This is a genomic window from Bacteroides sp. AF20-13LB, from assembly GCF_003603065.1.
GTDB classification, from domain to species: domain Bacteria; phylum Bacteroidota; class Bacteroidia; order Bacteroidales; family Bacteroidaceae; genus Bacteroides; species Bacteroides uniformis.
In genome coordinates this window covers 379,352-402,701 of the sequence record NZ_QTMH01000001.1, presented here as the reverse complement: position 1 = coordinate 402,701, position 23,350 = coordinate 379,352, and the positions used below count along the sequence as shown (strand labels likewise).

Sequence of the window (23,350 nt, the reverse complement as noted above, 5' to 3'; positions counted from 1 at the left end):
AAACCTCTCTGATGATATTTAACAAGAAAAGAGAAAACAAACTTTTGCCAATAGCTTGGCAAACTTTTGCCATGCCTATGGCAAGACTTTGCCAACGCGGTGGCAAAACTTTGCCAAAGGCTTGAAAAACGTTGGCAAAATAGTCTTCTGATTATGAACTATATAGATTAATCTCCTTTTTGTATTATCTTCTTTCAAAGATTATTCCTATCTTTGTCCTATAACTACTAAAACAAGGAATGTTATGTTTGCTAAAGAAACGTATGTGCAGCGCAGGGCCCAGCTGAAAAAAACGATAGGCTCCGGAGTGTTACTGTTTTTGGGTAACGATGAACAAGGTTTGAACTATGAGGACAATACTTTCCGTTACCGCCAGGATTCCACTTTTCTCTACTATTTTGGCTTGTCGTTTGCCGGGCTGTCAGCTCTCATCGACATAGATGAAGATAAAGAAATCATTTTTGGCGATGAGCTGACCATCGACCATATTGTCTGGATGGGTACCCAGCCCACCCTTCACGAAAAGGCTTCTGCTGTGGGAATTTCCGAAACCCGTCCTTTTGCCGACATCGTCGGTTATCTGCACAAGGCTGTACAGAAGGGACAGACCATCCATTATTTGCCCCCTTATCGTGCCGAGCATAAGTTGAAACTGATGGACTGGCTGGGTGTTCCTCCGGCACGTCAGGAAGGGTCTGTACCGTTTATCCGTGCGGTGGTGGCACAGCGCAACTACAAGTCGGCAGAAGAAATAGCGGAAATAGAAAAGGCATGCGACGTGACTGCTGACATGCACATCACCGCAATGAAGGTGCTTCGTCCGGGCATGTACGAATACGAGGTTGTGGCCGAAATGAACCGTATCGCCGAGATGAACAACTGCGAGCTGTCTTTTGCCACGATTGCTACTGTCAACGGCCAGACCCTGCATAACCACTATCACGGCAACCGGGTGCAACCGGGAGACCTCTTCTTGATTGATGCCGGCGCCGAGCTGCCTTCGGGTTACTGTGGTGACATGTCGTCTACCGTGCCGGCGGACAAGACTTTTACTCCACGCCAGCGTGCCGTTTACGAAATCCAGAACGCCATGCATCTGGAGTCTGTTAAAGCGCTTCGCCCGGGCATTCCCTATATGAAGGTGTACGAGCTTTCCGCCCAAGTGATGGTGGAGGGGCTGAAAGAGCTGGGGTTGATGAAGGGCAATGCCGAAGATGCCGTGCGCGAAGGGGCGCATGCCTTGTTTTATCCCCATGGACTGGGCCATATGATGGGGTTGGATGTGCACGATATGGAGAACCTGGGTGAGCTCTGGGTAGGCTATGACGGTCAGCCCAAGAGTACGCAGTTCGGCCGCAAGAGCCAGCGTCTTGCCATCCCTCTGGAACCGGGCTTTGTGCATACGGTTGAGCCGGGCATCTACTTCATCCCCGAGCTGATTGACTTATGGAAAGGAGAGAAGAAGTTCATGGACTTCATCAACTACGATAAGGTGGAAGAATACCGCAATTTCGGCGGCATCCGTAATGAGGAGGATTATCTGATTACCGAAACGGGAGCACGTCGCTTGGGCAAGAAAATTCCACTGACACCGGAAGAGGTGGAAGCGTTGCGTTGACAACCACATCCTTAATATACACAGAGAGCCGTTTGTCCCGATAATGCCGGTGGCAAGCGGCTCTCAAATTTAGGGGTCATACAGATTGTATTATGTATGGTTTATGCGTGCAGTTCCAGTACGAACCGTGCTCCCTTGTTGTAGCTGCTGTCTAGTGTCAAGCTGCCGTTCATCTTGGTGGCAATCAGTGAGCAGATGGGAAGTCCCAGACCGTCGCCTTGTGTCAGGTCTTTCACTTCGGTGAAGGGCTTGAAGATGTTTTCGCGCTGCTCTTCGGGAATGCCGCAACCGGTGTCGCTGATGATGAACTGGTGGGTGTGCGCACCGCGTTTCTTGAAGTCCAGCCATATTTTTCCTCCAGCAGGGGTGTACTCGGCGGCGTTTTCCAACAAATGCAGCAAGACGCGTTCCAGTTGCTCAGGGTTGATTTTCACATTCAATTTGGGGGCATTCACGGTCAGGGTGACATCTTCTTGTGTCATTCCTTTGATTTTGTCCATGATGCCTTCACAGAAAGTGGAGATATTCTTCTCCTGCACTTCGTAGGGTTCGGACAAGGTGGTTTCCAATTCGGACAGTTCCTGGATATGGTTGGAGAATGCATGCAGGGCTTTTACGCCCGGCAGTGAGGCGTCGAGCGTGTCCAGTGTCGGTTCCATTTGGGCGGAAATGTTCTGGATAAATTTGGTTTTCAGCTCATTGTGCTCATTAGCAATGCTGATGGCCTTCTTCTGTTTACGGGTGAGGATGATGAAACGCAGCAATACGATGGCGCCGAATACCAGTGCGGCGGCAAGGATGGCGGCGAGTATGCAAAGCCCGATGATGATGTACTGCTTGGCGCTTAGGGAATCATCTTTCTCCTGGATAGTGGCCAGGCTTTCATCGTATTTCTTCTTCAGGGCGTTCAGTTCCTCTTGGGCGGTAAGCGCCTTTACGGAGTCGGTCCATAGGATGTACTTGTCGTAGGTGCGTGCCACCAGTCCGGCATTGTTTGCTTTGCGGGCGATACTGATAAGAGTCTTGTAGCATTCGTCTACTTTGGCGTAGTTCTTCTGTTCCTTATATTGCCCTATCAGGCGGTTGGTAGCCGCATCACCTTGTGTGTTCATGCCGAAGGTGTAGTAATAGTTGGCCTGCGTATAAAGCAGGTCATTGCTCAGAGAGTCGTTGTGAGAGGCTTTGGCGGTCTCTTCCAGTTTGGTCAGCTGTTCCTTGGCACGTGCGGGATTTTTCAGGTTGATGTACATCTGCAGGCGTTCCTTGTTGATGCGGAAACGTAGGTTGGGCATGGCCTTGCCCGTTTTCTGTTCGCCGGTTGCCACCACTTGCTCGGCACCGCGCAGCAGTTCAAAAGCTTCTTTATAGTAATTCTCCCGATGGTAGAGGGCGCTGGCATTGACGCCGCATTCCACTGCCTGGGCATACTTGTCTTGCGTGGCAAAGGCATTGTAGGCTTGCAGGAATAGATAGCGGGCTTTGATATATTCTTTTTTCGTAAGATTTTCTTGTGCTTGTTTCATCAATTCGTCTGCACGGTTTTGCGCATGGAGTTGAGTAAAGATGCAGAAAGTCGCTAAGAGAAGTATCGAAATAATTTTTTTCATGTGTACGTTTGTTTTATTTGCTCACAAAGTTAGAATAAAAACTTAGTATTTGAAGCTACTGCCTCCTAAAAATTCTCTCAATAAGGATGTCGGTGGAATTTCTTTGTCCTGCACGGGGGTGAAATATTTGATGAATTTCAGCAACCGGTAGGCTTCTGCGTATTCCGGACAGTTCCGTGGAACACTGGTAAGGATGGGCTCTGCGTGGCAGCGGAGCACGGCGAATTCGAACAAGAGGGCAGAGTTGAACATAACGTCGGCATTTTCCTGGTAGGGGAATATCCATTTGTCCTCGCCGGCACGTACACTGGGCCAGCGTGAAATGGTCTCTTGTGCCGAGTAGCCGCGGTAGTTGAAGTCGCGGATGATGCGGCGCAGCAGGCGGTTGTCCGTGGTGGGAATCCAGTTGTGGTCGTCCAGCGAGATGGTGGTCAGGGCGGATACATAAATCTTGTATTTGCTGGCGGCGGGAATCTGTGGTGTCAGTTCAGGGTTCAGGGCATGGATTCCTTCCAGGATGAGGATGGTATGCTCGTCGATGCGCAGCTTGTCTCCCTTGTACTCTTTCTTCCCGAGGTTGAAGTTGAAGCGGGGCAGCTCCACTTCTTCGCCACGGAGCAATGCTTGTAATTGGGTGTTGAAGAGCTCAAGGTCGAGGGCATAGAGCGATTCGTAATCGTAATTGCCGTTCTCATCGCGCGGGGTGTCTTCACGGTCTACGAAGTAGTTGTCCAGCGAGATGGGGTAAGGACGCAGGCCGTTGGTCATCAGCTGCACGCTGAGGCGTTTGCTGAAAGTGGTTTTTCCGGAAGACGAGGGGCCGGAGATGAGCACGAGCTTCACCCGGTTTCCGTTTTCGCCGCGGTGGTAGATGTCATCGGCAATCTGGGCTATCTTTTTTTCCTGCAGGGCTTCGGCCACGTTGATGAGGTCGGTGGCATGGCCTTCCTCGCAAGCCATGTTGAAGTCCCCTACGTTGCCCAGTCCCATAATGTAGTTCCAGCGCAGGTGTTCCTTGAATACGTCAAGCATTTTCTCTTGTTTCACCACTTCTTCCAGGACATCGGGGTTTGCCCGGTTGGGGATGCGTAGCAGCAGGCCGTCGTAATACTTCACGATATCGAACAGCCAGATGTATCCGGTACTGGGCAACAGGTTGCCGTAGTAGTAGTCTACGGTGTCGCCCAGTGTGTAGTAATAGGTATATAGCGAGCCGGAAGTTTCCAGCAGCTTCACTTTGTCGTTCATGCCCCGTTCGTTGAAGATGCGTACAGCCTCGGTGGTGTGGCATTCTACACGGTGGTAGGGGATGTTCTCGGCAATGATTTCCTGCATCCGCTTCTTGATGGCTGCCACATCTTCCAGCTCTATGGGGCGGCCGATGCGCAGGTTGCAGAAGTAACCTTTGGATACCGGATGCTCTACGAACAGTTTTCCTTCCGGAAACAGCTCGCTGACAGCTTTGTAAAGAATGAAGCAGAGGGAACGGACATAGGTGCGCATACCTGAGGAGTCGCGTATGTCGAGAAATTCTACATCCTTATTGTTGTATACACGGAAATTCAGCCCTTCGGAACGGTTGTTGACCTTTGCACTGACTACCTGATAGGGGAAATTTAGATTAAAACCGTAATAAATATCCAAAAGTGAGCTCCCTATAGGGAATTCTTTAGAAATATTATTATTTTTGCAACAAATTTGTAACATGTGTTTCATGATGTCTCGTTTTTAGTGGGTTGACACGTTAAATATAGGACATTATAACACGTGAAGGAATGAAACACCTTAAATAATTAAAGATGGAATATTCTTTTTATGATTTTTTAAAGCTACTCGGCTCATTGGCACTGTTTCTTTACGGAATGAAGATTATGAGTGAGGGGCTTCAAAAATTTGCCGGTGACAGACTGCGGAAGATATTGACCGCAATGACAACCAACAGAGTGACCGGTGTGTTGACGGGCGTGCTGATTACAGCACTTGTACAATCTTCCTCTGCAACCACGGTGATGGTTGTAAGTTTTGTCAATGCGGGGTTGTTAACGCTTTCACAGTCCATAGGTGTCATAATGGGTGCTAATATCGGTACGACTGTTACGGCATGGATTATTTCAGCTTTAGGTTTCAAGGTGGACATTGCCGCCTTTGCTCTTCCTCTTCTTGCTTTCGGCATTCCTCTCCTCTTCTCTCAAAAAAGTAACCGCAAGTCTGTCGGTGAATTTATTTTCGGTTTCTCATTCTTGTTCATGGGGCTTTCCTATTTGAAAAACAATGCTCCTGACTTGAGCCAAAATCCTGATATGCTGTCATTTGTGCAGGACTATACCGACATGGGCTTTATCTCCATACTCCTTTTTGTGGGTATCGGTACGGTGTTGACCATGATTGTGCAGGCATCTGCGGCAACTATGGCCATTACGCTTATTATGTGCGCCAACGGCTGGATTAGTTTCGAATTGGGGGCAGCACTGGTTTTGGGAGAGAATATCGGTACAACCATCACGGCAAACCTTGCGGCGCTGACCGGTAATACGCAGGCGAGGAGGGCTGCTTTGGCTCATTTGGTATTCAATGTGTTTGGTGTGATATGGGTGTTGTGTCTTTTCACCCCCTTTACCGAGGCTGTGTCATGGTTCGTAGAGAACGTGATGGGTACTAAAGATCCGGCTGTGGCCGTATCCTTCAAGCTTTCGGCATTCCATACTTGCTTCAATATCTGCAACGTGCTGATATTGATATGGTTCGTGAAGTTTATCGAACGTACGGTCTGTGCCATTATTCCAATGAAGGAGCAGGACGAGGAATATCGCTTGCGTTTTATCTCGGGCGGTATGCTTTCTACGGCAGAGCTGTCCATCCTGCAGGCAAGCAAGGAAATACATCTTTTTGCCGAACGTACCCGCCGTATGTTCGGAATGGTGCAGGACTTGCTGCATACGGAGAAGGATGATGATTTCAACAAAGTGTTCAGCCGTGTGGAGAAGTACGAGAATATCAGTGACAGCATGGAGCTGGAGATTGCCAATTATCTGAATCAAGTGTCCGAAGGGCGCCTGAGTTCGGAAAGTAAGTTGCAGATACGTGCCATGCTGCGTGAAGTGACGGAGATAGAGAGCATCGGCGACAGTTGCTATAATCTGGCACGTACCATCAACCGCAAGCGCCAGACCAACCAGGATTTCACCGAGAAGCAGTACGAGCATATCCATTTCATGATGAAGCTGACGGATGATGCCTTGGAGCAGATGATTGTCGTGGTGGAACATCCGGAGCATGCAGGCGCGGATGTGAACAAGTCCTTTAATTTGGAGAACGAAATCAATAATTACCGCAATCAGCTGAAGAACCAGAATATCTTGGATGTGAACAACAAGGAATATGATTACCAGATGGGTGTTTACTATATGGACATCATTGCGGAATGTGAAAAGCTGGGCGATTATGTGGTGAATGTAGTGGAAGCCAGCAGCGATATAAAAGAAAAGAAAGCGTCTTAGGACGCTTTCTCAAATTCTTCTTTGCCTACTCCACACAAGGGGCAAACCCAATCTTCGGGAAGGTCTTCGAAAGATGTTCCCGGTTCTATTCCATTTTCAGGGTCGCCCAATTCAGGGTCATAGACATAATCGCATACAGTGCAAATGTACTTTTCCATAAATTTCTTTTTTTAGGTTTATTCTCCTATAATAACGTTTAAAAGCCCTTTTTGTTCTATTGTTGAACAAAATAGTCTATTTCTGTTTCTTATTAAAACAACATTTTATGAAAATGGCCGACAAGCTGTTCTGGGCGATTATGCGGGATGCCATAGAAAATGCCGACTGTTCCAAATCGGTGTTTCTGGCGAATATGAGCCATGAAGTCCGTACTCCGTTGAACGTAATTGTCGGATTCTCGGAATTGCTGGCCTCTGCATCGACGGGCGAGGAGGAGATACTGTTACTGGAAATTGTGCAAAGTTATTTCTACGTAAAAGACACGGGAACCGGTATTCCTTAGGAGAAGTTGCCACATGTTTTTGAACGTTTCGTCAAGCTGAAGCAGGGAAAGGAAGGTACCGGACTGGGGCTCTCCATTTGCCAGACTATTGTCCGCAAATTGAGGGAGGCGAAATAGGCGTGGAATCGGAAGAGGGGGCAGGTTCGACTTTCTGGTTCACATTGCCGTGGGAGCTTGCAACCGGACCGAAACTGGTAAGGGAAAAAGAGAATCGATGACAGTCAATTAATCACTAATCATTATATAGGTATTGTTTTCCCGGATTATTATTGTATTTTTGCGTTCCAAAATTAAACCTAAAGACTTGCATGGCTGCAATAAAGGATGATTATTATCATGTCGGGCTGACCGACGAACAAGTGCGGAAGAGCCGCGAGGAACATGGAGTAAATTTATTGACGCCTCCTAAACGGCCTTCCTTATGGAAATTGTATCTGGAGAAGTTTGAGGACCCCGTAGTAAGGGTATTGCTGGTTGCCGCTCTGTTTTCTTTGATTATTTCCATTGTAGAGAATGAATATGCCGAGACTATCGGCATTATAGTAGCCATTTTGCTGGCTACCGGTATCGGTTTCTTCTTTGAGTATGATGCCGGTAAGAAGTTTGACCTGCTGAACGCAGTGAACGAAGAAACTTTGGTGAAAGTAATTCGTAACGGACATGTGCAGGAGATTCCCCGTAAAGATGTAGTGGTGGGTGATATCGTGGTGCTGGAAACCGGTGAAGAGGTTCCGGCGGACGGTGAATTGCTGGAAGCCATTTCCCTGCAAGTGAACGAATCGAATCTGACCGGTGAGCCGGTAGTGACGAAAACTACCGTAGAAGCCGACTTTGACGAAGAGGCTACGTATGCTTCCAACCGCATTTTACGCGGTACAACGGTGGTGGACGGACATGGCACCATGCGTGTGGAGGCTGTGGGCGATGCTACGGAAATCGGTAAAGTGGCACGTCAAAGTACCGAACAGAATACGGAACCTACTCCGCTGAATATCCAGCTGACCAAATTGGCCAATCTGATTGGAAAGATTGGCTTTTCCGTAGCGGGTCTGGCTTTTCTCATTTTTTTTGTAAAGGATGTGGTACTGGTCTATGACTTTTCTTCATTTCATACCTTCCGTGATTGGCTGCCGGCCTTGCAGGCTACTTTGCAATACTTTATGATGGCGGTTACCCTGATTGTGGTGGCTGTGCCCGAAGGCTTGCCGATGAGCGTGACACTCAGTCTGGCGTTGAATATGCGCCGCATGCTCTCCACCAACAACCTGGTGCGCAAGATGCATGCATGCGAGACGATGGGAGCCATTACAGTGATTTGTACCGACAAGACCGGTACATTGACCCAAAATCTGATGCAGGTGCATGAACCCAATTTCTATGGTTTGAAGAATAACGGGCAGCTGGGGAATGATGACCTCAGCAAGCTGGTAATGGAAGGTATCAGTGCTAACTCCACTGCTTTTCTGGAAGAAGAGGTGACTGGCGAGAAGCCGAAAGGGGTGGGTAACCCCACGGAGGTGGCACTGCTGCTTTGGCTGAACAGCCAAGGATGCGACTATCTGGCGCTGCGTGAGAAAGCTACGGTTATCGACCAGCTGACTTTCTCTACGGAAAGGAAATTCATGGCTACCCTGGTGCAATCCCCCCTGATTGGGAAGAAGGTGCTGTATGTGAAGGGAGCTCCCGAGATTGTTTTGGGTAAATGCAAGGATGTCATGTTGGACGGCAAGCGTGTGGATGCGGTGGAATACCGTTCTACAGTGGAGGCTCAGTTGCTCAACTACCAGAATATGGCTATGCGTACACTTGGCTTTGCATTCAAGATTGTGGATGATGCGGAAGCGTCTGATTGTGTGTCATTGGTTGCTGAAAATGACTTGTCGTTCCTCGGTGTGGTTGCCATCAGTGACCCTATCCGTCCGGATGTGCCTGCGGCCGTTGCCAAATGCCAGTCGGCAGGTATCGGAGTGAAGATTGTGACGGGAGATACACCGGGTACAGCTACCGAGATAGCACGTCAGATTGGTCTGTGGAAACCGGAGGATACGGAAAAGAACCGCATTACGGGAGCTGCATTTGCCGAATTGACGGATGAGGAGGCATTGGACCGTGTGATGGACTTGAAGATAATGTCGCGTGCACGCCCCACAGACAAACAGCGTCTGGTGCAACTGTTGCAGCAGAAAGGTGCGGTAGTGGCTGTGACGGGTGACGGCACGAATGATGCTCCTGCGTTGAACCATGCGCAAGTGGGACTTTCGATGGGTACTGGAACCTCCGTTGCCAAGGAGGCCAGCGACATCACGCTGCTGGATGACTCCTTCAACAGTATAGGCACGGCCGTGATGTGGGGACGTTCTTTATATAAAAATATACAGCGTTTCATTGTTTTTCAGCTGACTATCAATTTTGTGGCTTTGTTTATCGTTCTTCTGGGCTCACTGGTGGGTACGACGCTTCCTTTGACCGTCACGCAGATGTTGTGGGTGAACCTGATTATGGATACGTTTGCGGCCCTGGCCCTGGCGTCCATTCCACCCAGTGAGAGCGTGATGAAGGAAAAGCCGCGTAAGAGTACGGATTTCATTATAACCAAGTCCATGAGGTATTACATTCTGGGAATGGGGACTGCCTTCCTGGTGTTACTTATGGGAATGCTCTTCTGGTTTAACAGTGAGGAGGGAGGGATGACTACCTATCGGCTGACTGTGTTCTTCACATTCTTTGTTATGCTTCAGTTCTGGAACTTGTTCAATGCGCGTGTGTTCGGCACTTCGGACTCGGCGTTCAAGGGCATTTCCAAATCTTATGGCATGGAGCTGATTATACTTGCCATTTTGGGCGGACAGATACTGATTGTACAGTTTGGTGGAGCTGTATTCCGCACAGTGCCGCTCGATTTTATGACTTGGATGACGATTGTCGTTTCTACTTCGTTTGTTTTGTGGATAGGTGAACTGGTTCGCCTTATCCGACGTTTAACACAGAAATAGTGATGAAAAGAAGAGGAATCAAGAACCTTATTATTGATTTTGGCGGAGTTCTGATTGATTTGGACCGCCAGCGCTGTTTAGAGAATTTCAGAAAGCTGGGATTGCCGGACGTGGAAGTCATGTTGGACCTCTATCACCAGCAGGATTTCTTCCAGAAATATGAAAAAGGGTTGATTACCAGTGCGGAGTTCCGGGAAGTGATTCGTGGAAAGATAGGGAAACCGGTGACTGATGCCCAGATAGATGACGCCTGGAACAGTTTCCTAGTGAGTATTCCTACTTTTAAATTGGATTTACTGTTGGAACTGCGCAAAAAATATGTGGTCTATCTGCTGAGCAACACCAATGAAATCCATTGGCAATGGTCGTGTCTGCACGCGTTTCGCTACAAGGCTTTCCGTGCGGAGGACTTTTTTGAGCATATCTATCTCTCTTATGAGATGAAGATGGCAAAACCGGATGCCGATATATTTCAGAAAGTACTGGATGAGACCGGTATTCTTCCCAACGAGACTCTTTTCATTGACGATTCTGAGGCCAATTGCCGGACAGCGGAGGCGTTGGGTATTTCTACCTATACGCCAAAGGCCCACGAGGATTGGAGACATGCAGTTGTTTTGTGAAACATCGGACATTGGTTCCCGTCCAAGTGTAGCCACTATCGGTTTCTTTGACGGAGTACATCGGGGACACCGCTACCTGATAGAGCAAGTGTGTGCGGTAGCTGCCGGGCGTGGGCTTGCTTCGTCGGTCGTGACTTTTCCGGTACATCCGCGTAAAGTGATGCAGGCCGATTATCATCCGAAGTTATTGACCACTTGTGATGAGAAAGTTTCCCTGCTTGCCAAGACTGGGGTGGATTATTGCATGATGCTTGATTTTACTCCTGAAATAGCCCGGCTTTCGGCACGGGAATTCATGTCCATACTGAAGGATCGCTATCAGATACAAGCTTTGGTAGTGGGGTACGACCATCGTTTCGGGCATAACCGCAGCGAGGGTTTTGAAGACTATGTGCACTATGGTCGCGAATTGGGTATGGAGGTGCTTCTTGCGCGCGCGTATTCTTATAGTAAGGAGACATCGGTAACGGAGGTTACTGTCAGCTCCTCGGCTATTCGCGGTCTGTTGCTGGAGGGAAACGTTTCGGAAGCTGCCGAGTATCTGGGATATGATTTCTTTTTGGACGGTACGGTTGTCGGTGGCTATCAGGTGGGGCGTAAGATAGGTTTCCCTACGGCTAATCTCCGTGTTTCCGATCCTGACAAGCTGATTCCCTGCGATGGTGTGTATGCCGTCCGTGTCTGTGTTGAAGGCAAGGAGTACGGCGGTATGCTAAGCATTGGCTACCGGCCTACGTTGGAGAACGGACCCGATCGCAGTATTGAGGTCCATATATTCCGGTTTGATGCTGATATTTATCAGCAGCCGATGCGTCTTTCCTTTGTGCGCCGCACCCGTCCTGAACTGAAATTCGACAGTATAGAAGAACTTATTGCCCAGCTTCACCGTGACGAGGTGGAGATTAAATCCATTCTTTCTTTATAAACATAAGGCGAGGTCATTTATCCCCTTGCAGTTCTATGTATTTTCCCGTTTGAAGTGTTTGTTTTCTGTATATTTATCGTAAAACGCGTTTTTTTTATTGTTTTTCGATAAATATTTTCTGTTTTTCTTTGTCATATCAAAAAAAGGCCTTTTATTTGCATATCGAAAAACGATAAATGATTATCGAAAAACAAAATAAAGAACTAATAAAACAATAACGGTATGAAAACTTTAGTAATGACAACAATTTTTGTAGTGACAGTAGTGATAAATGCTTTTGGTGGTAATATCCAGGAAAACTTTGCCTATAATGAAGTGATGAACGGAAATCAGGTGGAGTCCCAAATTGTATATAAAGTAGAGAACGGTAAGTTTCTGCAGAACCATTTGAAATACAATTTCACCTATGATGCCCAAGGGCGTACGATACAGAAGGAGGCGTTGAGATGGAACGAGATTGAGCAGGCGTTTGAACGCTTCTATTGCTTGAACTACAATTATACGGAAGCCGGTACGGATGTGGAATATGCCTTGTGGGACAACAAGACGAATGCCTACTCCGATGTGAAGGAAAAAGCTGTTTATCTGCAGGCGGGAGATGACATCAACTACTTGAGTTACAAATGGAGTAAGAAGGACAACGACTGGAATCTGTTGGTGGAACATGCCACTGCGGAGGAAGACGTATTGCTCCTGGCAGTAAAATAAATGAAGAACAATATAGAAATGAGGGAGGGGTTTAGGTTATGAGAAGAGCATTCATGAGTATTACACTATTGGTATTGTCACTTTCTACAGTGATGGTGCTGCTGATGGGACTTGTTGCCACAGCTTGACGGATTGACAGAGAAAATTCCTATCTTTGCGAACTTTTAGACGAATAGAACAATGAAAACGGCAATAAAACTAGTATTGATTTACTTTTTGATGCAGATTGTAGGAGCACTGTTTGCAGGACCTTTCTGTCTGCTGTATACGTATTTCGCTTATGGAACTTTCGACATGGACAAGGCTGGTCAGATTGCTGTGGCGCCTACCATGCTGCTGGGCTTTGTTTTCATGGGACTGTACTTGTGGCGCAAGAACTACCTGACGGGAGACAAGCATCTGTATTCTCCGGTGTCAGTCCCTTATCTGGCATGGAGCCTGCTTGCCGGAATGACTTCCATATGTATAATAGGTCTTCTGATGTCCGAACTTACTTTTTTGCCCAATTTGTTGGACCAGACATTTGATATACTGCAATCCGGTTGGCTGGGTATTCTCTGTATTTCTGTTTTGGGACCCGTACTGGAAGAACTGCTTTTCCGTGGTGCCATTACCAAGGAGCTGCTTCGCAGATATAGCCCGGCAAAGGCTATCTTGTTTTCCGGGTTGATATTTGGTATCTTTCATCTGAATCCGGTTCAGATAATAGGTGCTTGCCTCATCGGTTTCTTGCTTGCCTGGCTTTATTATAAGACACGGAGTCTTATGGCATGTATTCTGATACATATCATGAATAACGGCTTGTCTGTCTATCTGAGCCTGAAACATCCTGAAATGGAGGATGTGACACATCTGCTGAGTAACCCGTATGTACTGGTTTGGGCAGTGGTTTTCATATTGTTGCTTCTACTCTCCTTGAAACAACTGAATAAATATAATATATCTGATACTAATACAACAACTGAATTATGAAAAGAAGATTGAACATTCTCTGCCTGGTGGTAATGCTTGTACTGAGTTACTCGGTATTGGAGCAGGGGTACTATATCTTTCTGGGAGCCAAGATGGGGGCGCAGACCGGACTGGAGCTGGGAAAGAAAGGGAGTGACATTGCTGCCTACAAGGAACTGATGAACCTAAAGGTTGTCAACCTGATACCTTCTTCCATGGAGTCGTTTGATTTCTTCAGGGATTCCGTCTACAATGAGAAAAGCAGGAGTTATGTGCCTGCAGCCTACTCTTCGTTGATGGTCAGCGTAGATTCTCATGATTCTGTCGGGAAAGTGGTGGCAAAGTATTTGCTGATATATCTGCATTTGGGCTTTTCCCTTTGGGCGGTAGTATTGTTTATCCGCTTGATAATCTCTATCAACAAGTCCGACATCTTCAACTGGCGGAATGTACGTCGGCTGCGTCGATTGGGAATGGCACTGGTTGTCAGCTTCTGCTGTACCTTTGCGTCATCATATCTTGATTTTATAGGTATCGATACCGTATTCTCGCTGCATGGTTACGAGCTGAGCCTCTCAGAATTGGTGAGCACTACCACGCTGGTACTTGGGCTTTGTTCGCTGATTGTAGGTGAAGTGTTTGCCATTGGATTGAAAATGAAGGAAGAGCAGGATTTGACGATTTAATAATAAGAAGAACGGACAGAGATATGAATAAAATCAGAGTATGTGCCTTCCTGGCTTTGGTAGTGTTTATTGGTAGTGTTGTAACGGATATGTTTAGTGGATTTATGGACGGCTGGAATGAGGCGGGCGACCAGAAGGATTTTCATGCCTTACCCTCTGTGTCACTTTTGGTGCGGGCAGATGATACGCTGCCTGCTGATACTTTGATTAGTGCGGCACAGGATACGCCCATGTATTGCAATACAAGTGAGGTATCGGTGCAAGGTTTCCGTAGTACGAAGTGGCGGTGGGTATCGTTCTTGCTGTTTCCTGCGGGACTGTTTGCGCTTTACGGGTTCTATAGTGTGGCGCGGCTGGTGCTTACTGCCACGAAAGGCGAGGTGTTTGTGCACAAGAATGTGCGTCGGATGCGCATCTTTGTCTATGCGCTGATTTCGGTGAGTCTTTTATTCGAGTTGCAGCAATGGGGCATCTATCATGACTTGGCTTCTCAAGTGCGGCTGGAGGGATACGAGGTGTTGCCTTATTCTTTCAAGTATGCTTGGTTCAATTATATGCTGTTGGCATTGTTCACCGAGATATTCGCCATCGGCGTGAAGATAAAGGAAGAGCAGGATTTAACGGTTTAATGTGGGGGGAGGATTATGAAAAAGATAAGTATATTGGGTATCCTGGCTATATTGGTCATTGTTGCAGAGTTTACCTATGCGATGATAGCGGGCTGGGTGGATATGAAGAATAGTTTTCTTGAGGGTTACAATAGTGTAAATGTGCATTCGGGAACTCCACAGCCGGAGTATTCCGGTTTATTTGATAAGGTATATGTGGATGTAAGACCTTTGGAAACGACAGCAGTCGATTCCTTGACGAATCGTTTTGCCGATAAGTCAGTACCTTATCAGGTAAAGAGAATAGGCACTGTGATTGTCCCCACTGTCTGGAGTTCCATAGTGAACTTCTTTGCCATGTTTGCCATCATTCCTTTCTTTGTAGGAATCTATTGTCTGATACGTTTGCTGGTATCCATCTCAAAGCGGGAAGTGTTTACTTCGGATAATGTAGCCCGGTTGCGTTTCTTTACTTATTCGTTTGCTGCATTGTACGGCTTGATGACTTTGCACGATTGGCTGAATCATCTTGAAGCAGTGAAGCAAGTGGCTCTGCTGGGCTATGAAGTGGTTGCATCGCATGATACGGATTTCACATCCCTGGTTATTATAATTCTTTTCACCGAGATATTTGCCGCCGGGGTGAAGATAAAGGAAGAACAGGACTTGACTATTTAAAAGTGAGAGGAGGGATTATGACACTTATGAAACAAAAGGAACCAAAGGAACCAAAGAGACGGATAGCGCTTATTATGAATGTGCTGTTTTATTTCTGTGGACTATGTATTGGTGGCGGCATTGTTCGTAATCTGACATTGTGCTATGAGTTGGGAAAGGATGATACTGCTAATTTTATCTGGCACATATTACCCGAATCAGTAACAATGCTGGTGATGACAATATGTGGCTTGTGTATTTTTCTCATTCTCCGCAATGTGAAGAAAGAGGAAGTGTTTGTTTATCAGAATTCATCTTTGATACAAACCATTGGGGTGCTGATAGCATTGAATGGGCTTTTTCAGGTAACTCTCTCCTGGTTTACTCCCGAAGGAGTACCGACTGATACTTCTTATCGGATATTCGTGTTATTGGGAGTTTTCATCATCTTTATGGGCTATCTTTTTAAGATGGGAGTTCGTATGCGTGAGGAACAAGAGTTGACGATTTAAATAAAAGTGAAGAGCGCGATATGAAGAAAAGTGTGAAATATGGTCTGTATTTCGTTGTCGGACTTGTGGCGGTTTTATTGTTGGCAAGTATTGTCTATTTTCTCCTCTTGTTTCCGGCCTTTGACGGGAAGTGGAAAGTCTATATTGTAATGCCGTGGATGTATCTGTGCATATATGGTTATTACCGGTTGACGAAACGGTACACTGACTGGTGGTGTGAGTGGGAAAAGAATAATTGATAAATAGAACACAATTATATGATTATAGTAAACCTTGACATAATGATGGCCCGAAGAAAGATATCTTTGGGCGAACTGGCGGAGAAGATTGATATTACGCCTGCCAATCTCTCTATTCTCAAAACCGGAAAGGCTAAGGCCATCCGTTTCTCTACACTGGAAGCAATCTGTAAGGAACTTGATTGCCAGCCGGGGGATATACTGGAGTTTAAGGAGGGATAAATAGGGAGAAGAAGGCGCAAGTAGAGGTTTGTCTTATCCTGATATAGGTAGACACATTTATTAGTTTGTAAATGTGTCTACCTATATCAGGATAAGACATAAAAACCGTTACATTCTGGAGTAACGGCTTTTACATTATAGGGTAAACATCCGGTAAATATAATCTGCTGATTATTAGCTTATATATTGTCGGTCGTAACCTTTAGATGTCTTTCGCTTTGAAGGCCAGCGCATACATTCGCATCTGCTTTACCATAGACAGCAGTCCGTTGCTACGGGTGGGCGACAAGTGTTCCTTCAGTCCTATTTTATCAATGAAATAGAGGTCGGCGTTCAGTATCTCATCCGGTGTGTGCCCGGAGAGTACTTTGATAAGCAGTGAAATGATTCCTTTCACAATCAGTGCGTCGCTTTCGGCCTGGAAAATAATTTTTCCGTCCACTTCGTCTGCCTGCAGCCATACGCGGCTCTGGCAACCTTCAATCAGGTTTTGTTCCGTCTTGTATTTTTCGTCGAGCGGTTCCTGCTCGTTTCCTAAATCAATAAGAAGTTGGTACCGGTCCATCCAATCGTCGAAATCATTGAATTCGGCAATTACTTCATCTTGTACTTCGTTGATACTTATCATGGAATTTACTATTTACGATTTACTATTTGATTGTCTATTTCTCATTGTAGATGACTTCGAGCAAGGTCTGTCCCACTGCGTTGAGAGTGCCCTTGTCGATGATGTCCATGGTGTCGTCTATCGTGTGCCAGAAGTCACCGAAGCCGGTGTCGCAGTTCGGGTCATAGTTGATGATGTCTACGCAGGGAATCTGCCGCAGGTTGTATACATACATATGGTCGTCTGTCACTTCGGTGCCTTTTTCTTTGGGGAAGAAGTTGCCGAAGCCCAGGCGGTGGGCTGTGTTCCATATCTTGTTCACGTACTTACCGGCGGTTCTTTGAGAGAACTGTTCCTTGTAGAAGGTGGCGTTCTTTCCACCCACCATGTCGAGCAGGATGCCGTAGCGGGCATTATAGCCGTCTACATGAGGTACTCGTCCCCAATATTGCGAGCCCAGGCACCAAGTGTCGTTCTTGTATGCACCTTGATAGAAGTAGGGGATGCCATAGTCTTCGGCGTCAAAGAAGATGATGTCGATGCCTATGGCTGGAGCCTGCTGCTGTAGTTGGCGGGCCACTTCGAGCAATACGCCCACACCGCTGGCTCCATCGTTCACACCCAGGATGGGGCTGTGATGCTTCGTCTTATCGGCATCCTGGTCGGCATAAGGACGGCTGTCCCAATGGGCACAGAGCAGTACACGCCTTTTGCTTTCCGGATTATAGGCGCCGATAACATTGCGCGCTTTCAGGATGGTGTTGTCGTAAGCCACCAGGTCGGCATGCTGGTTGTATACTTTGGCGCCGAATTCTTCCAGCTTCTTGGCAAGGAATTCTCCACAGGCTTTGTGGGCGGCGGTGTTGGGCACGCGCGGACCAAAATCCGCTTGGGTCTGTATGTATTGATATGCACTGTCTGCACTGAACTGAGGCACTTGGACAGTCGCTTTGGTCGCATCGCCCTCACTGTCATTATCGGCTGCAGACTTGCTGCTGTTGTTGCTGCATGCCACTATCGCTACAATCAGCAACAGCAGCAACGGGATGAATGTATAATTCCGTTTCATTCTCTTTCTGTATTAAAACTTAGTTTCACTTCTTTCTTTCCAACTTTCAGTGTTACCGCAGCGCCGTTTATCAGCGGTACATTCATGCTGACATGTCCGACGGGAAAATCGAAACATATCGGGTAATCGTATTCCTTCACCAAATCGGCCAATGCGCCATATAGGTCTTTTCCCAGGGACTTGTTCTCCTCGTATTCGGTGAATTGTCCGATGATGAGGCCGGAAAGCTTGTCGAGGACACCTCCCAGTTTGAGATTGTACATCATGCGTTCCACCGCATGCGGGCGTTCTCCCACATCTTCGATGAAGAGGATGGTGCCTTCGGCGGGAATATCGTAAGGAGTACCACGCAGCCCGTAGAACACAGACAAATTGCCGCCGCGCAACACGCCTTTTCCCTCTCCCTTATGATTTAGTTTGTGCCCCGGGCAGACATAACTGAATGCTTCGGTTCCTCCCAATGCCTGCCCGAATAGTATATCCTTCAGTGCTTGTGTGCAGAAGTCGTCTTCCGGTTCTACTGTGAGATGGCGCGCCATGGGGGCGTGCAACGACGCGAAGCCATTCTGCTGGAACAGATTATGGAGGGCGGTGATGTCACTGAATCCGATGAGCCATTTGGGATGCTGCCTGAACTTGGTAAAATCCAGTTTGCCTATCAGATGCACGGCTCCGTAACCGCCCCGACTACAGAATATGACTTTGGCTTCTTCATCGTCCATGGCTTCCTGCAGGTCCTCGAGGCGTTGCCGGATATTTCCTGCATACGTTCCGTTGGAACTCCCCGCGTGCTTTGCGAATACGACTTCCAGCCCCCAGGACTTCAAACGTTTGTAGGCGCCTTTCAGGAAAGATTTGTCAATCTTGCTGGAAGGGGAGAGAACAATGACACGATCACCTTCCTGCAGATACGGAGGGAAAATAAGACTACCCATATTATATTATCAATCTATTTTGGGCAAAAGTACACAATTCACCACAGATATCACAGATTAACACGGATTTTTAACAGAAGAGAGGGAGGTCATATATGATATATAATCAACAGAGTAACTCAAATTCTGTTCAAATCCGTGTCAATCTGTGTAATCTGTGGTGAACATATCAAAATGATATTAAACATATAAAATTTCAATGGGGCAAATGCCGTATTTCTCGACATTTTTTTAGATATTTGCTAAAAATCTAACGTTATGGAACCGATACGGAACTTTGCCCAGTTAACAGCCCACCTGAAAACCTTGAATAAGAGGAAACGTATTGCGGTAGTCTGTGCCAATGACCCTAATACAGAATATGCCATATCCCGTGCCTTGGAGGAGGGGATTGCGGAATTTCTGATGATTGGCGATTCTGCCATATTGGAAAAATATCCCACCTTGAAGAAATATCCTCAATATGTCAGTACCTTGCATATAGAAGATTCCGATGAGGCTGCACGTGAGGCGGTGCGTATCGTACGCGAGGGTGGAGCGGACATCCTGATGAAAGGCATCATCAATACCGACAATTTGCTACGTGCCATTCTGGACAAGGAACATGGTTTGTTGCCTAAAGGAAAGATTCTGACCCATCTGGCCGTGATGCAGATACCTACTTACGATAAACTGCTCTTTTTCTCCGATGCTGCGGTCATTCCCCGCCCGACACTGCAACAGCGCATTGAAATGATTTGGTATGCCATCCATACTTGCCGCCATTTCGGGATAGAGCAGCCACGCATCGCGCTGATTCATTGCACGGAGAAGGTTAGCGCCAAATTCCCCCATTCATTGGACTATGTGAATATTGTAGAACTGGCGGAAGCCGGAGAGTTCGGCAATGTCATCATCGACGGCCCGCTGGACGTGAAGACTTCTTGTGAGAAGACGAGCGGCAACATCAAAGGCATTGTATCACCGATTGACGGGGAGGCGGATGTGTTGATATTCCCAAACATCGAATCGGGTAATGCTTTTTATAAGGCTGTATCTCTGTTTTCTCATGCCGATATGGCCGGGTTGCTGCAAGGACCCTCATGTCCGGTGGTATTACCGTCGCGTAGCGATTCCGGTTTGTCCAAATATTACAGCATTGCCATGGCTTGCCTGACCAGCGGGGTGAAAGAACCTTGATTGTAATTAGTAATTTGTAGTTCGTAATTTGTAAATCGTAATCAATGAAAATACTGGCAGTAAATCCCGGTTCCACCTCGACAAAAATTGCTGTCTATGAGGATGAAACTCCCCGTCTGGTACTCAACATCCGGCATTCGGTGGAGGAGCTTTCCCAATTTCCCCGCATCATCGACCAGTTCGAATTCCGCAAGCACTTGGTGCTGGAAGCGCTGGAGGCCAATGACATTCCCTTTAAGTTCGATGCCATCGTCGGCCGTGGGGGATTGTTGAAACCCATTCCTGGCGGTGTGTATGCCGTGAACGATGCCATGTTGGACGATATGCTCCACGCCATGCGTACCCACGCCTGCAACTTAGGTTGTCTGATAGCCCACGAACTTGCCGCCATGCTGCCCGGCTGCCCCTCTTTCATAGCCGATCCCGGCGTGGTGGACGAGCTGGACGATGTGGCACGCATCACCGGTTCGCCTCTGATGCCCAGCATCACCATCTGGCACGCCTTGAACCAGCGAGCCATCGCCCGGCGCTATGCTGCCGAGCGTAGTGCCCTGCAGCCCGAAGCTCCCGTGCATTACGAAGACCTCAATCTGATTGTCTGTCACTTGGGTGGAGGCGTTTCCGTAGGAGTCCACCGCCACGGCCGTGCGGTGGACGTGCCCAATGCCCTCGACGGTTTCGGTCCTTTTTCGCCCGAACGTGCAGGTACCCTGCCCGCCGGGCAACTGATAGACCTTTGTCACTCGGGGCGTTACACTACCGAAGAACTGAAGAAACGTATTTCCGGCAAGGCGGGACTTGCCGCCCATTTGGGTACTACCGACATTCCCGCCATAGAGAGGCGCATCGCTGAGGGAGACACCCATGCCGCTTTGGTGCTTGATGCCATGATTTACCGCATTGCCAAGGAGATAGGCGGTGCTGCTGTTGTGCTTTATGGCAAGGTGGACGCCATTCTGCTTACGGGAGGTATGGCACATTCCGAGTACATCACTTCGCGGTTGCAGGAGCGCGTGTCTTTCCTTGCTCCCGTCCACGTCTATCCCGGAGAAGACGAATTGGAAGCATTGGTAATGAATGCGCTGGGAGCTTTGCGTGGAGAGCTTCCGGTGCAGGTTTACCGATAATAATCATATCGCTTTTGTTCTTCATGAAAGTGTCATAACTCACCACAGATTACACAGATTCACACAGATAAATATGTCAGATATCAATAAACTAAAAAAATCTGCGTGAATCTGTGTAATCTGTGGTGAGTTATGACATATATGGAATCCCGGTTTACTTACCGTAATCGTCGTACATCATCAACAGATGTGAGGAGCTCCAGCTGAAATGGGGAGCTTTCAGGCGTTCGCCGGTATGGGTTCCGTAGTTCTCGTGGATGGGAGCACCCTCTTTCAGCCCACTCAGGCGGTCGAAGACTTGCAGCGTATATTCATCTGCCAGCCGGTTGTAGCCGTAGTTGCGCAGTCCGCGGATGGCAAAGTAGGTTTGGTCCAGCCAGATGGGGCCACGCCAGTAGCCGCGCGGATTGTATTTGGGATTGTCGGCGGCAATGGTCGGGAAGGGGATATACGTGGAGAACTTTGCCGTATCTTGAAGCATGGGCAGCATGCTGTCCACTTGCGCTTGTGTGGCAATCCGGGTCCACAACGGAGTGTAGGCTTCGCAGCCCGGCTCTTCGATGAATGAACCGTCCTTCAGGCGGCGATCGCAGAAGAAGTTGATGTTCTTGTCAAAGAAATAGTCGGCTACCTGGCTACTGTAGTCCGGTGCGTCGAAAGGTATCTTCAGCAGGCTGGAGAATTTCTTCAGCAGTTTGCATTCCAGTGCCAGATAAGCGTTCAAGTCCACACTCTCCTGATCCATACTCCAGGCATCCTCGTAGCCTTCGTTTTTCAGCATCACGGCGCCGTCAAAACGGATGGCGTTGTCCATGCCGCTTTCCCAGGCGGCAGCTTCCAGTGTTCCGTCGGTAGCACCGTACTCGCACATGCCATTGCGGTTGTGGTCGCGCTTCTCGTACCACCATCTATAATAGGAGAGCAGTTGCGGATACATCTCGGCAACGAAGGCGGTGTCACCCGTATGGGTAAATATTTCATCGACAGCCCAGCATACCAAGGGAGGCTTGCTGTCACGGGCATTGTTCTCGGAGGGGTCGGTGTAGATACAGTCGATAATCATGCCGTCCGGTTGCTGGTAGTCGAACATGGCTCGGATGTTGTTCTTGGCCAGTTCGGGGTCGAATTTGGCGGTTCCGGCACTGAAGCGCCAGCTATCCCATGCCCAAAAGCCGACGAAATAGCCTACGGCATGGCTCGGGATGATACCTTCGTGAAGCAATCCACCGCGGTGTGTCCGCCAATTGGAGATGAGCGTGGTGACGGCTTTCACGGCGATACGGTCATATTCGGGCTTCATGTCCTTGCGCAGTATCTTGGTGAGGTAACCTTCCCAACGTTCGGCATTGGCTTGCAGGGCGGGGGCGGGATTGTTGAGCAGGCTCGGCAGGTTTTGCAGGTTGGCAGTCATCTCTTTTTCGGAAGTGAAGAAAGAGATGGCTACGTTGACAGGGTAGCGCGGAGAGCGGACGAGGGCTGTATAGTTATTGTCGGTCTTGGCCAGCTCTACATTAGGAGTGAAGGTCACGGTTACGGTTTCGCCACTGGGATGACGGGCGATGACGGAGTTCTGTTCTACGCTGACGGTGATGTCTTTGCCCCATTGGCTACCGGAGAGCAGCAGGTCTTCAGCCGTGTCGGCTTCGATGCGCAGCAAGGCGGTCGAGGCACTTGTGAAGTTGAGCCGTTGCGTGATGCTCCCGTGGGTGGAATGTGCCGACATATAGAGCTCGCCGGGGTAATAGCAAGTGGAATCCGGAACAAAAATCTCTTGTGTATCTTTGGCAAAGCTTACGACGGCGGCTGACTGTGCCATCCATTGGCGGCGGAACATATCGAGGCTGAAGGGGCCGCAGAAGCCGTTGACCCATTGTTGCCGTTCGGGCAGCGTGAAGCCCATCCACGAGCCGGCGTCGGTGAACCAACCATAGCAGCGGTGCAGGGTGTCGGGAGTGTAGGAGATGTCCAGTATGTCGGCGAAGGCATACCGTTTCTCCGTAGTGCTTTTCATGCCGGGGGTGCAGGCTGCGATGCCTGCGGCCAACAATGTGAAGCAGAGTATGCGTATAAATTTGTATTTCATAT

At 48.1% G+C, this 23,350-nt stretch carries 22 protein-coding genes and 1 pseudogene; 16 read left to right on the top strand and 7 right to left on the bottom strand.

The genetic code is table 11. From position 1 onward, the window contains the following. The first annotated feature begins 244 nt into the window (after positions 1-244). Positions 245-1,618 (top strand): aminopeptidase P family protein, encoded by a 1,374-nt coding sequence (locus DWX62_RS01530; RefSeq protein WP_005830557.1) that lies wholly within the window; start codon positions 245-247, stop codon positions 1,616-1,618. 101 nt (positions 1,619-1,719) lie between these two features. On the opposite strand, the gene DWX62_RS01525 is transcribed toward DWX62_RS01530, so the two are convergent. Both DWX62_RS01525 and DWX62_RS01520 read right to left on the bottom strand, forming a co-directional pair. Continuing rightward, complete coding sequence (locus DWX62_RS01525) at positions 1,720-3,225, bottom strand: sensor histidine kinase (RefSeq protein WP_005830555.1); 1,506 nt, start codon at positions 3,223-3,225, stop codon at positions 1,720-1,722. A gap of 42 nt (positions 3,226-3,267) precedes the next feature. After that, the gene (locus tag DWX62_RS01520) at positions 3,268-4,941 is read right to left on the bottom strand and encodes a nucleoside kinase (protein ID WP_005830553.1); all 1,674 of its coding nucleotides are present in this window, start codon (positions 4,939-4,941) and stop codon (positions 3,268-3,270) included. A gap of 83 nt (positions 4,942-5,024) precedes the next feature. On the opposite strand from DWX62_RS01520, the gene DWX62_RS01515 reads away from it, so the two are divergent. Further along, entirely contained in the window at positions 5,025-6,722 is a 1,698-nt protein-coding gene (locus tag DWX62_RS01515) for a Na/Pi cotransporter family protein (RefSeq protein ID WP_005834507.1), read from the top strand. Here DWX62_RS01515 and rd read toward each other — a convergent pair. After that, positions 6,719-6,880, bottom strand: coding sequence for a rubredoxin (gene rd, locus DWX62_RS01510; protein ID WP_005830549.1), 162 nt, complete (start codon positions 6,878-6,880; stop codon positions 6,719-6,721). The two genes, DWX62_RS01515 and rd, sit on opposite strands and share 4 nt — an antisense overlap. Positions 6,881-7,053: 173 nt before the next feature. On the opposite strand from rd, the pseudogene DWX62_RS22430 reads away from it, so the two are divergent. The 12 genes and pseudogenes from DWX62_RS22430 to DWX62_RS01450 all read left to right on the top strand — a co-directional run. After that, positions 7,054-7,442, top strand: a pseudogene (locus tag DWX62_RS22430) (HAMP domain-containing sensor histidine kinase); the annotation flags it as partial. A gap of 90 nt (positions 7,443-7,532) precedes the next feature. Then, complete coding sequence (locus DWX62_RS01500) at positions 7,533-10,217, top strand: calcium-translocating P-type ATPase, PMCA-type (protein ID WP_120172534.1); 2,685 nt, start codon at positions 7,533-7,535, stop codon at positions 10,215-10,217. A 2-nt stretch (positions 10,218-10,219) separates the two neighbouring features. Then, positions 10,220-10,840: an HAD family phosphatase gene (locus tag DWX62_RS01495; protein WP_005830542.1), complete on the top strand. Its 621-nt coding sequence runs from the start codon at positions 10,220-10,222 to the stop codon at positions 10,838-10,840. Beyond that, the gene (locus tag DWX62_RS01490; RefSeq protein WP_005830540.1) at positions 10,824-11,765 is read left to right on the top strand and encodes a bifunctional riboflavin kinase/FAD synthetase; all 942 of its coding nucleotides are present in this window, start codon (positions 10,824-10,826) and stop codon (positions 11,763-11,765) included. Before DWX62_RS01495 ends, DWX62_RS01490 begins: the two co-directional genes overlap by 17 nt. A 222-nt stretch (positions 11,766-11,987) precedes the next feature. Continuing rightward, positions 11,988-12,473, top strand: coding sequence for a DUF3836 domain-containing protein (locus DWX62_RS01485; RefSeq protein ID WP_005834518.1), 486 nt, complete (start codon positions 11,988-11,990; stop codon positions 12,471-12,473). 180 nt (positions 12,474-12,653) lie between these two features. After that, complete coding sequence (locus tag DWX62_RS01480) at positions 12,654-13,445, top strand: type II CAAX endopeptidase family protein (protein WP_005830534.1); 792 nt, start codon at positions 12,654-12,656, stop codon at positions 13,443-13,445. Then, the gene (locus tag DWX62_RS01475; RefSeq protein ID WP_005830532.1) at positions 13,442-14,110 is read left to right on the top strand and encodes a DUF2975 domain-containing protein; all 669 of its coding nucleotides are present in this window, start codon (positions 13,442-13,444) and stop codon (positions 14,108-14,110) included. The genes DWX62_RS01480 and DWX62_RS01475 overlap by 4 nt, the downstream gene beginning before the upstream one ends. A 23-nt stretch (positions 14,111-14,133) precedes the next feature. After that, positions 14,134-14,739 (top strand): DUF2975 domain-containing protein, encoded by a 606-nt coding sequence (locus DWX62_RS01470; protein WP_005830530.1) that lies wholly within the window; start codon positions 14,134-14,136, stop codon positions 14,737-14,739. Positions 14,740-14,754: 15 nt separating this feature from the next. Then, complete coding sequence (locus DWX62_RS01465; protein ID WP_005830526.1) at positions 14,755-15,396, top strand: DUF2975 domain-containing protein; 642 nt, start codon at positions 14,755-14,757, stop codon at positions 15,394-15,396. Positions 15,397-15,422: 26 nt separating this feature from the next. Further along, a complete protein-coding gene (locus DWX62_RS01460; protein WP_034532751.1) occupies positions 15,423-15,887 on the top strand; it encodes a DUF2975 domain-containing protein in 465 nt (154 codons plus the stop codon). A 20-nt stretch (positions 15,888-15,907) separates the two neighbouring features. After that, a complete protein-coding gene (locus tag DWX62_RS01455; protein ID WP_005830523.1) occupies positions 15,908-16,126 on the top strand; it encodes a hypothetical protein in 219 nt (72 codons plus the stop codon). A gap of 18 nt (positions 16,127-16,144) precedes the next feature. Then, positions 16,145-16,348 (top strand): helix-turn-helix transcriptional regulator, encoded by a 204-nt coding sequence (locus DWX62_RS01450; protein ID WP_005830522.1) that lies wholly within the window; start codon positions 16,145-16,147, stop codon positions 16,346-16,348. Positions 16,349-16,550: 202 nt separating this feature from the next. Here DWX62_RS01450 and DWX62_RS01445 read toward each other — a convergent pair whose 3' ends face one another. Genes DWX62_RS01445 through DWX62_RS01435 form a run of 3 tightly spaced genes read right to left on the bottom strand, consistent with a single transcriptional unit; the run spans position 16,551 to position 18,959 of the window. Next, the gene (locus DWX62_RS01445; protein WP_034525971.1) at positions 16,551-16,973 is read right to left on the bottom strand and encodes a SufE family protein; all 423 of its coding nucleotides are present in this window, start codon (positions 16,971-16,973) and stop codon (positions 16,551-16,553) included. A gap of 37 nt (positions 16,974-17,010) precedes the next feature. Continuing rightward, a complete protein-coding gene (locus DWX62_RS01440) occupies positions 17,011-18,024 on the bottom strand; it encodes a M28 family peptidase (RefSeq protein WP_005830510.1) in 1,014 nt (337 codons plus the stop codon). Further along, positions 18,021-18,959, bottom strand: coding sequence for an LD-carboxypeptidase (locus tag DWX62_RS01435; RefSeq protein WP_005830507.1), 939 nt, complete (start codon positions 18,957-18,959; stop codon positions 18,021-18,023). The genes DWX62_RS01440 and DWX62_RS01435 overlap by 4 nt, the downstream gene beginning before the upstream one ends. Before the next feature lie 258 nt (positions 18,960-19,217). Here DWX62_RS01435 and DWX62_RS01430 point away from each other — a divergent pair, with 258 nt between their 5' ends. Continuing rightward, on the top strand, positions 19,218-20,138 hold the full coding sequence (locus DWX62_RS01430; protein ID WP_005834523.1) for a phosphate acyltransferase: 921 nt from the start codon (positions 19,218-19,220) through the stop codon (positions 20,136-20,138). A 44-nt stretch (positions 20,139-20,182) separates the two neighbouring features. After that, the gene (gene buk / locus DWX62_RS01425) at positions 20,183-21,265 is read left to right on the top strand and encodes a butyrate kinase (protein WP_005830498.1); all 1,083 of its coding nucleotides are present in this window, start codon (positions 20,183-20,185) and stop codon (positions 21,263-21,265) included. Positions 21,266-21,419: 154 nt separating this feature from the next. On the opposite strand, the gene DWX62_RS01420 is transcribed toward buk, so the two are convergent. Beyond that, a complete protein-coding gene (locus DWX62_RS01420; protein WP_008662663.1) occupies positions 21,420-23,348 on the bottom strand; it encodes a trehalase family glycosidase in 1,929 nt (642 codons plus the stop codon). Positions 23,349-23,350: the final 2 nt, after the last annotated feature.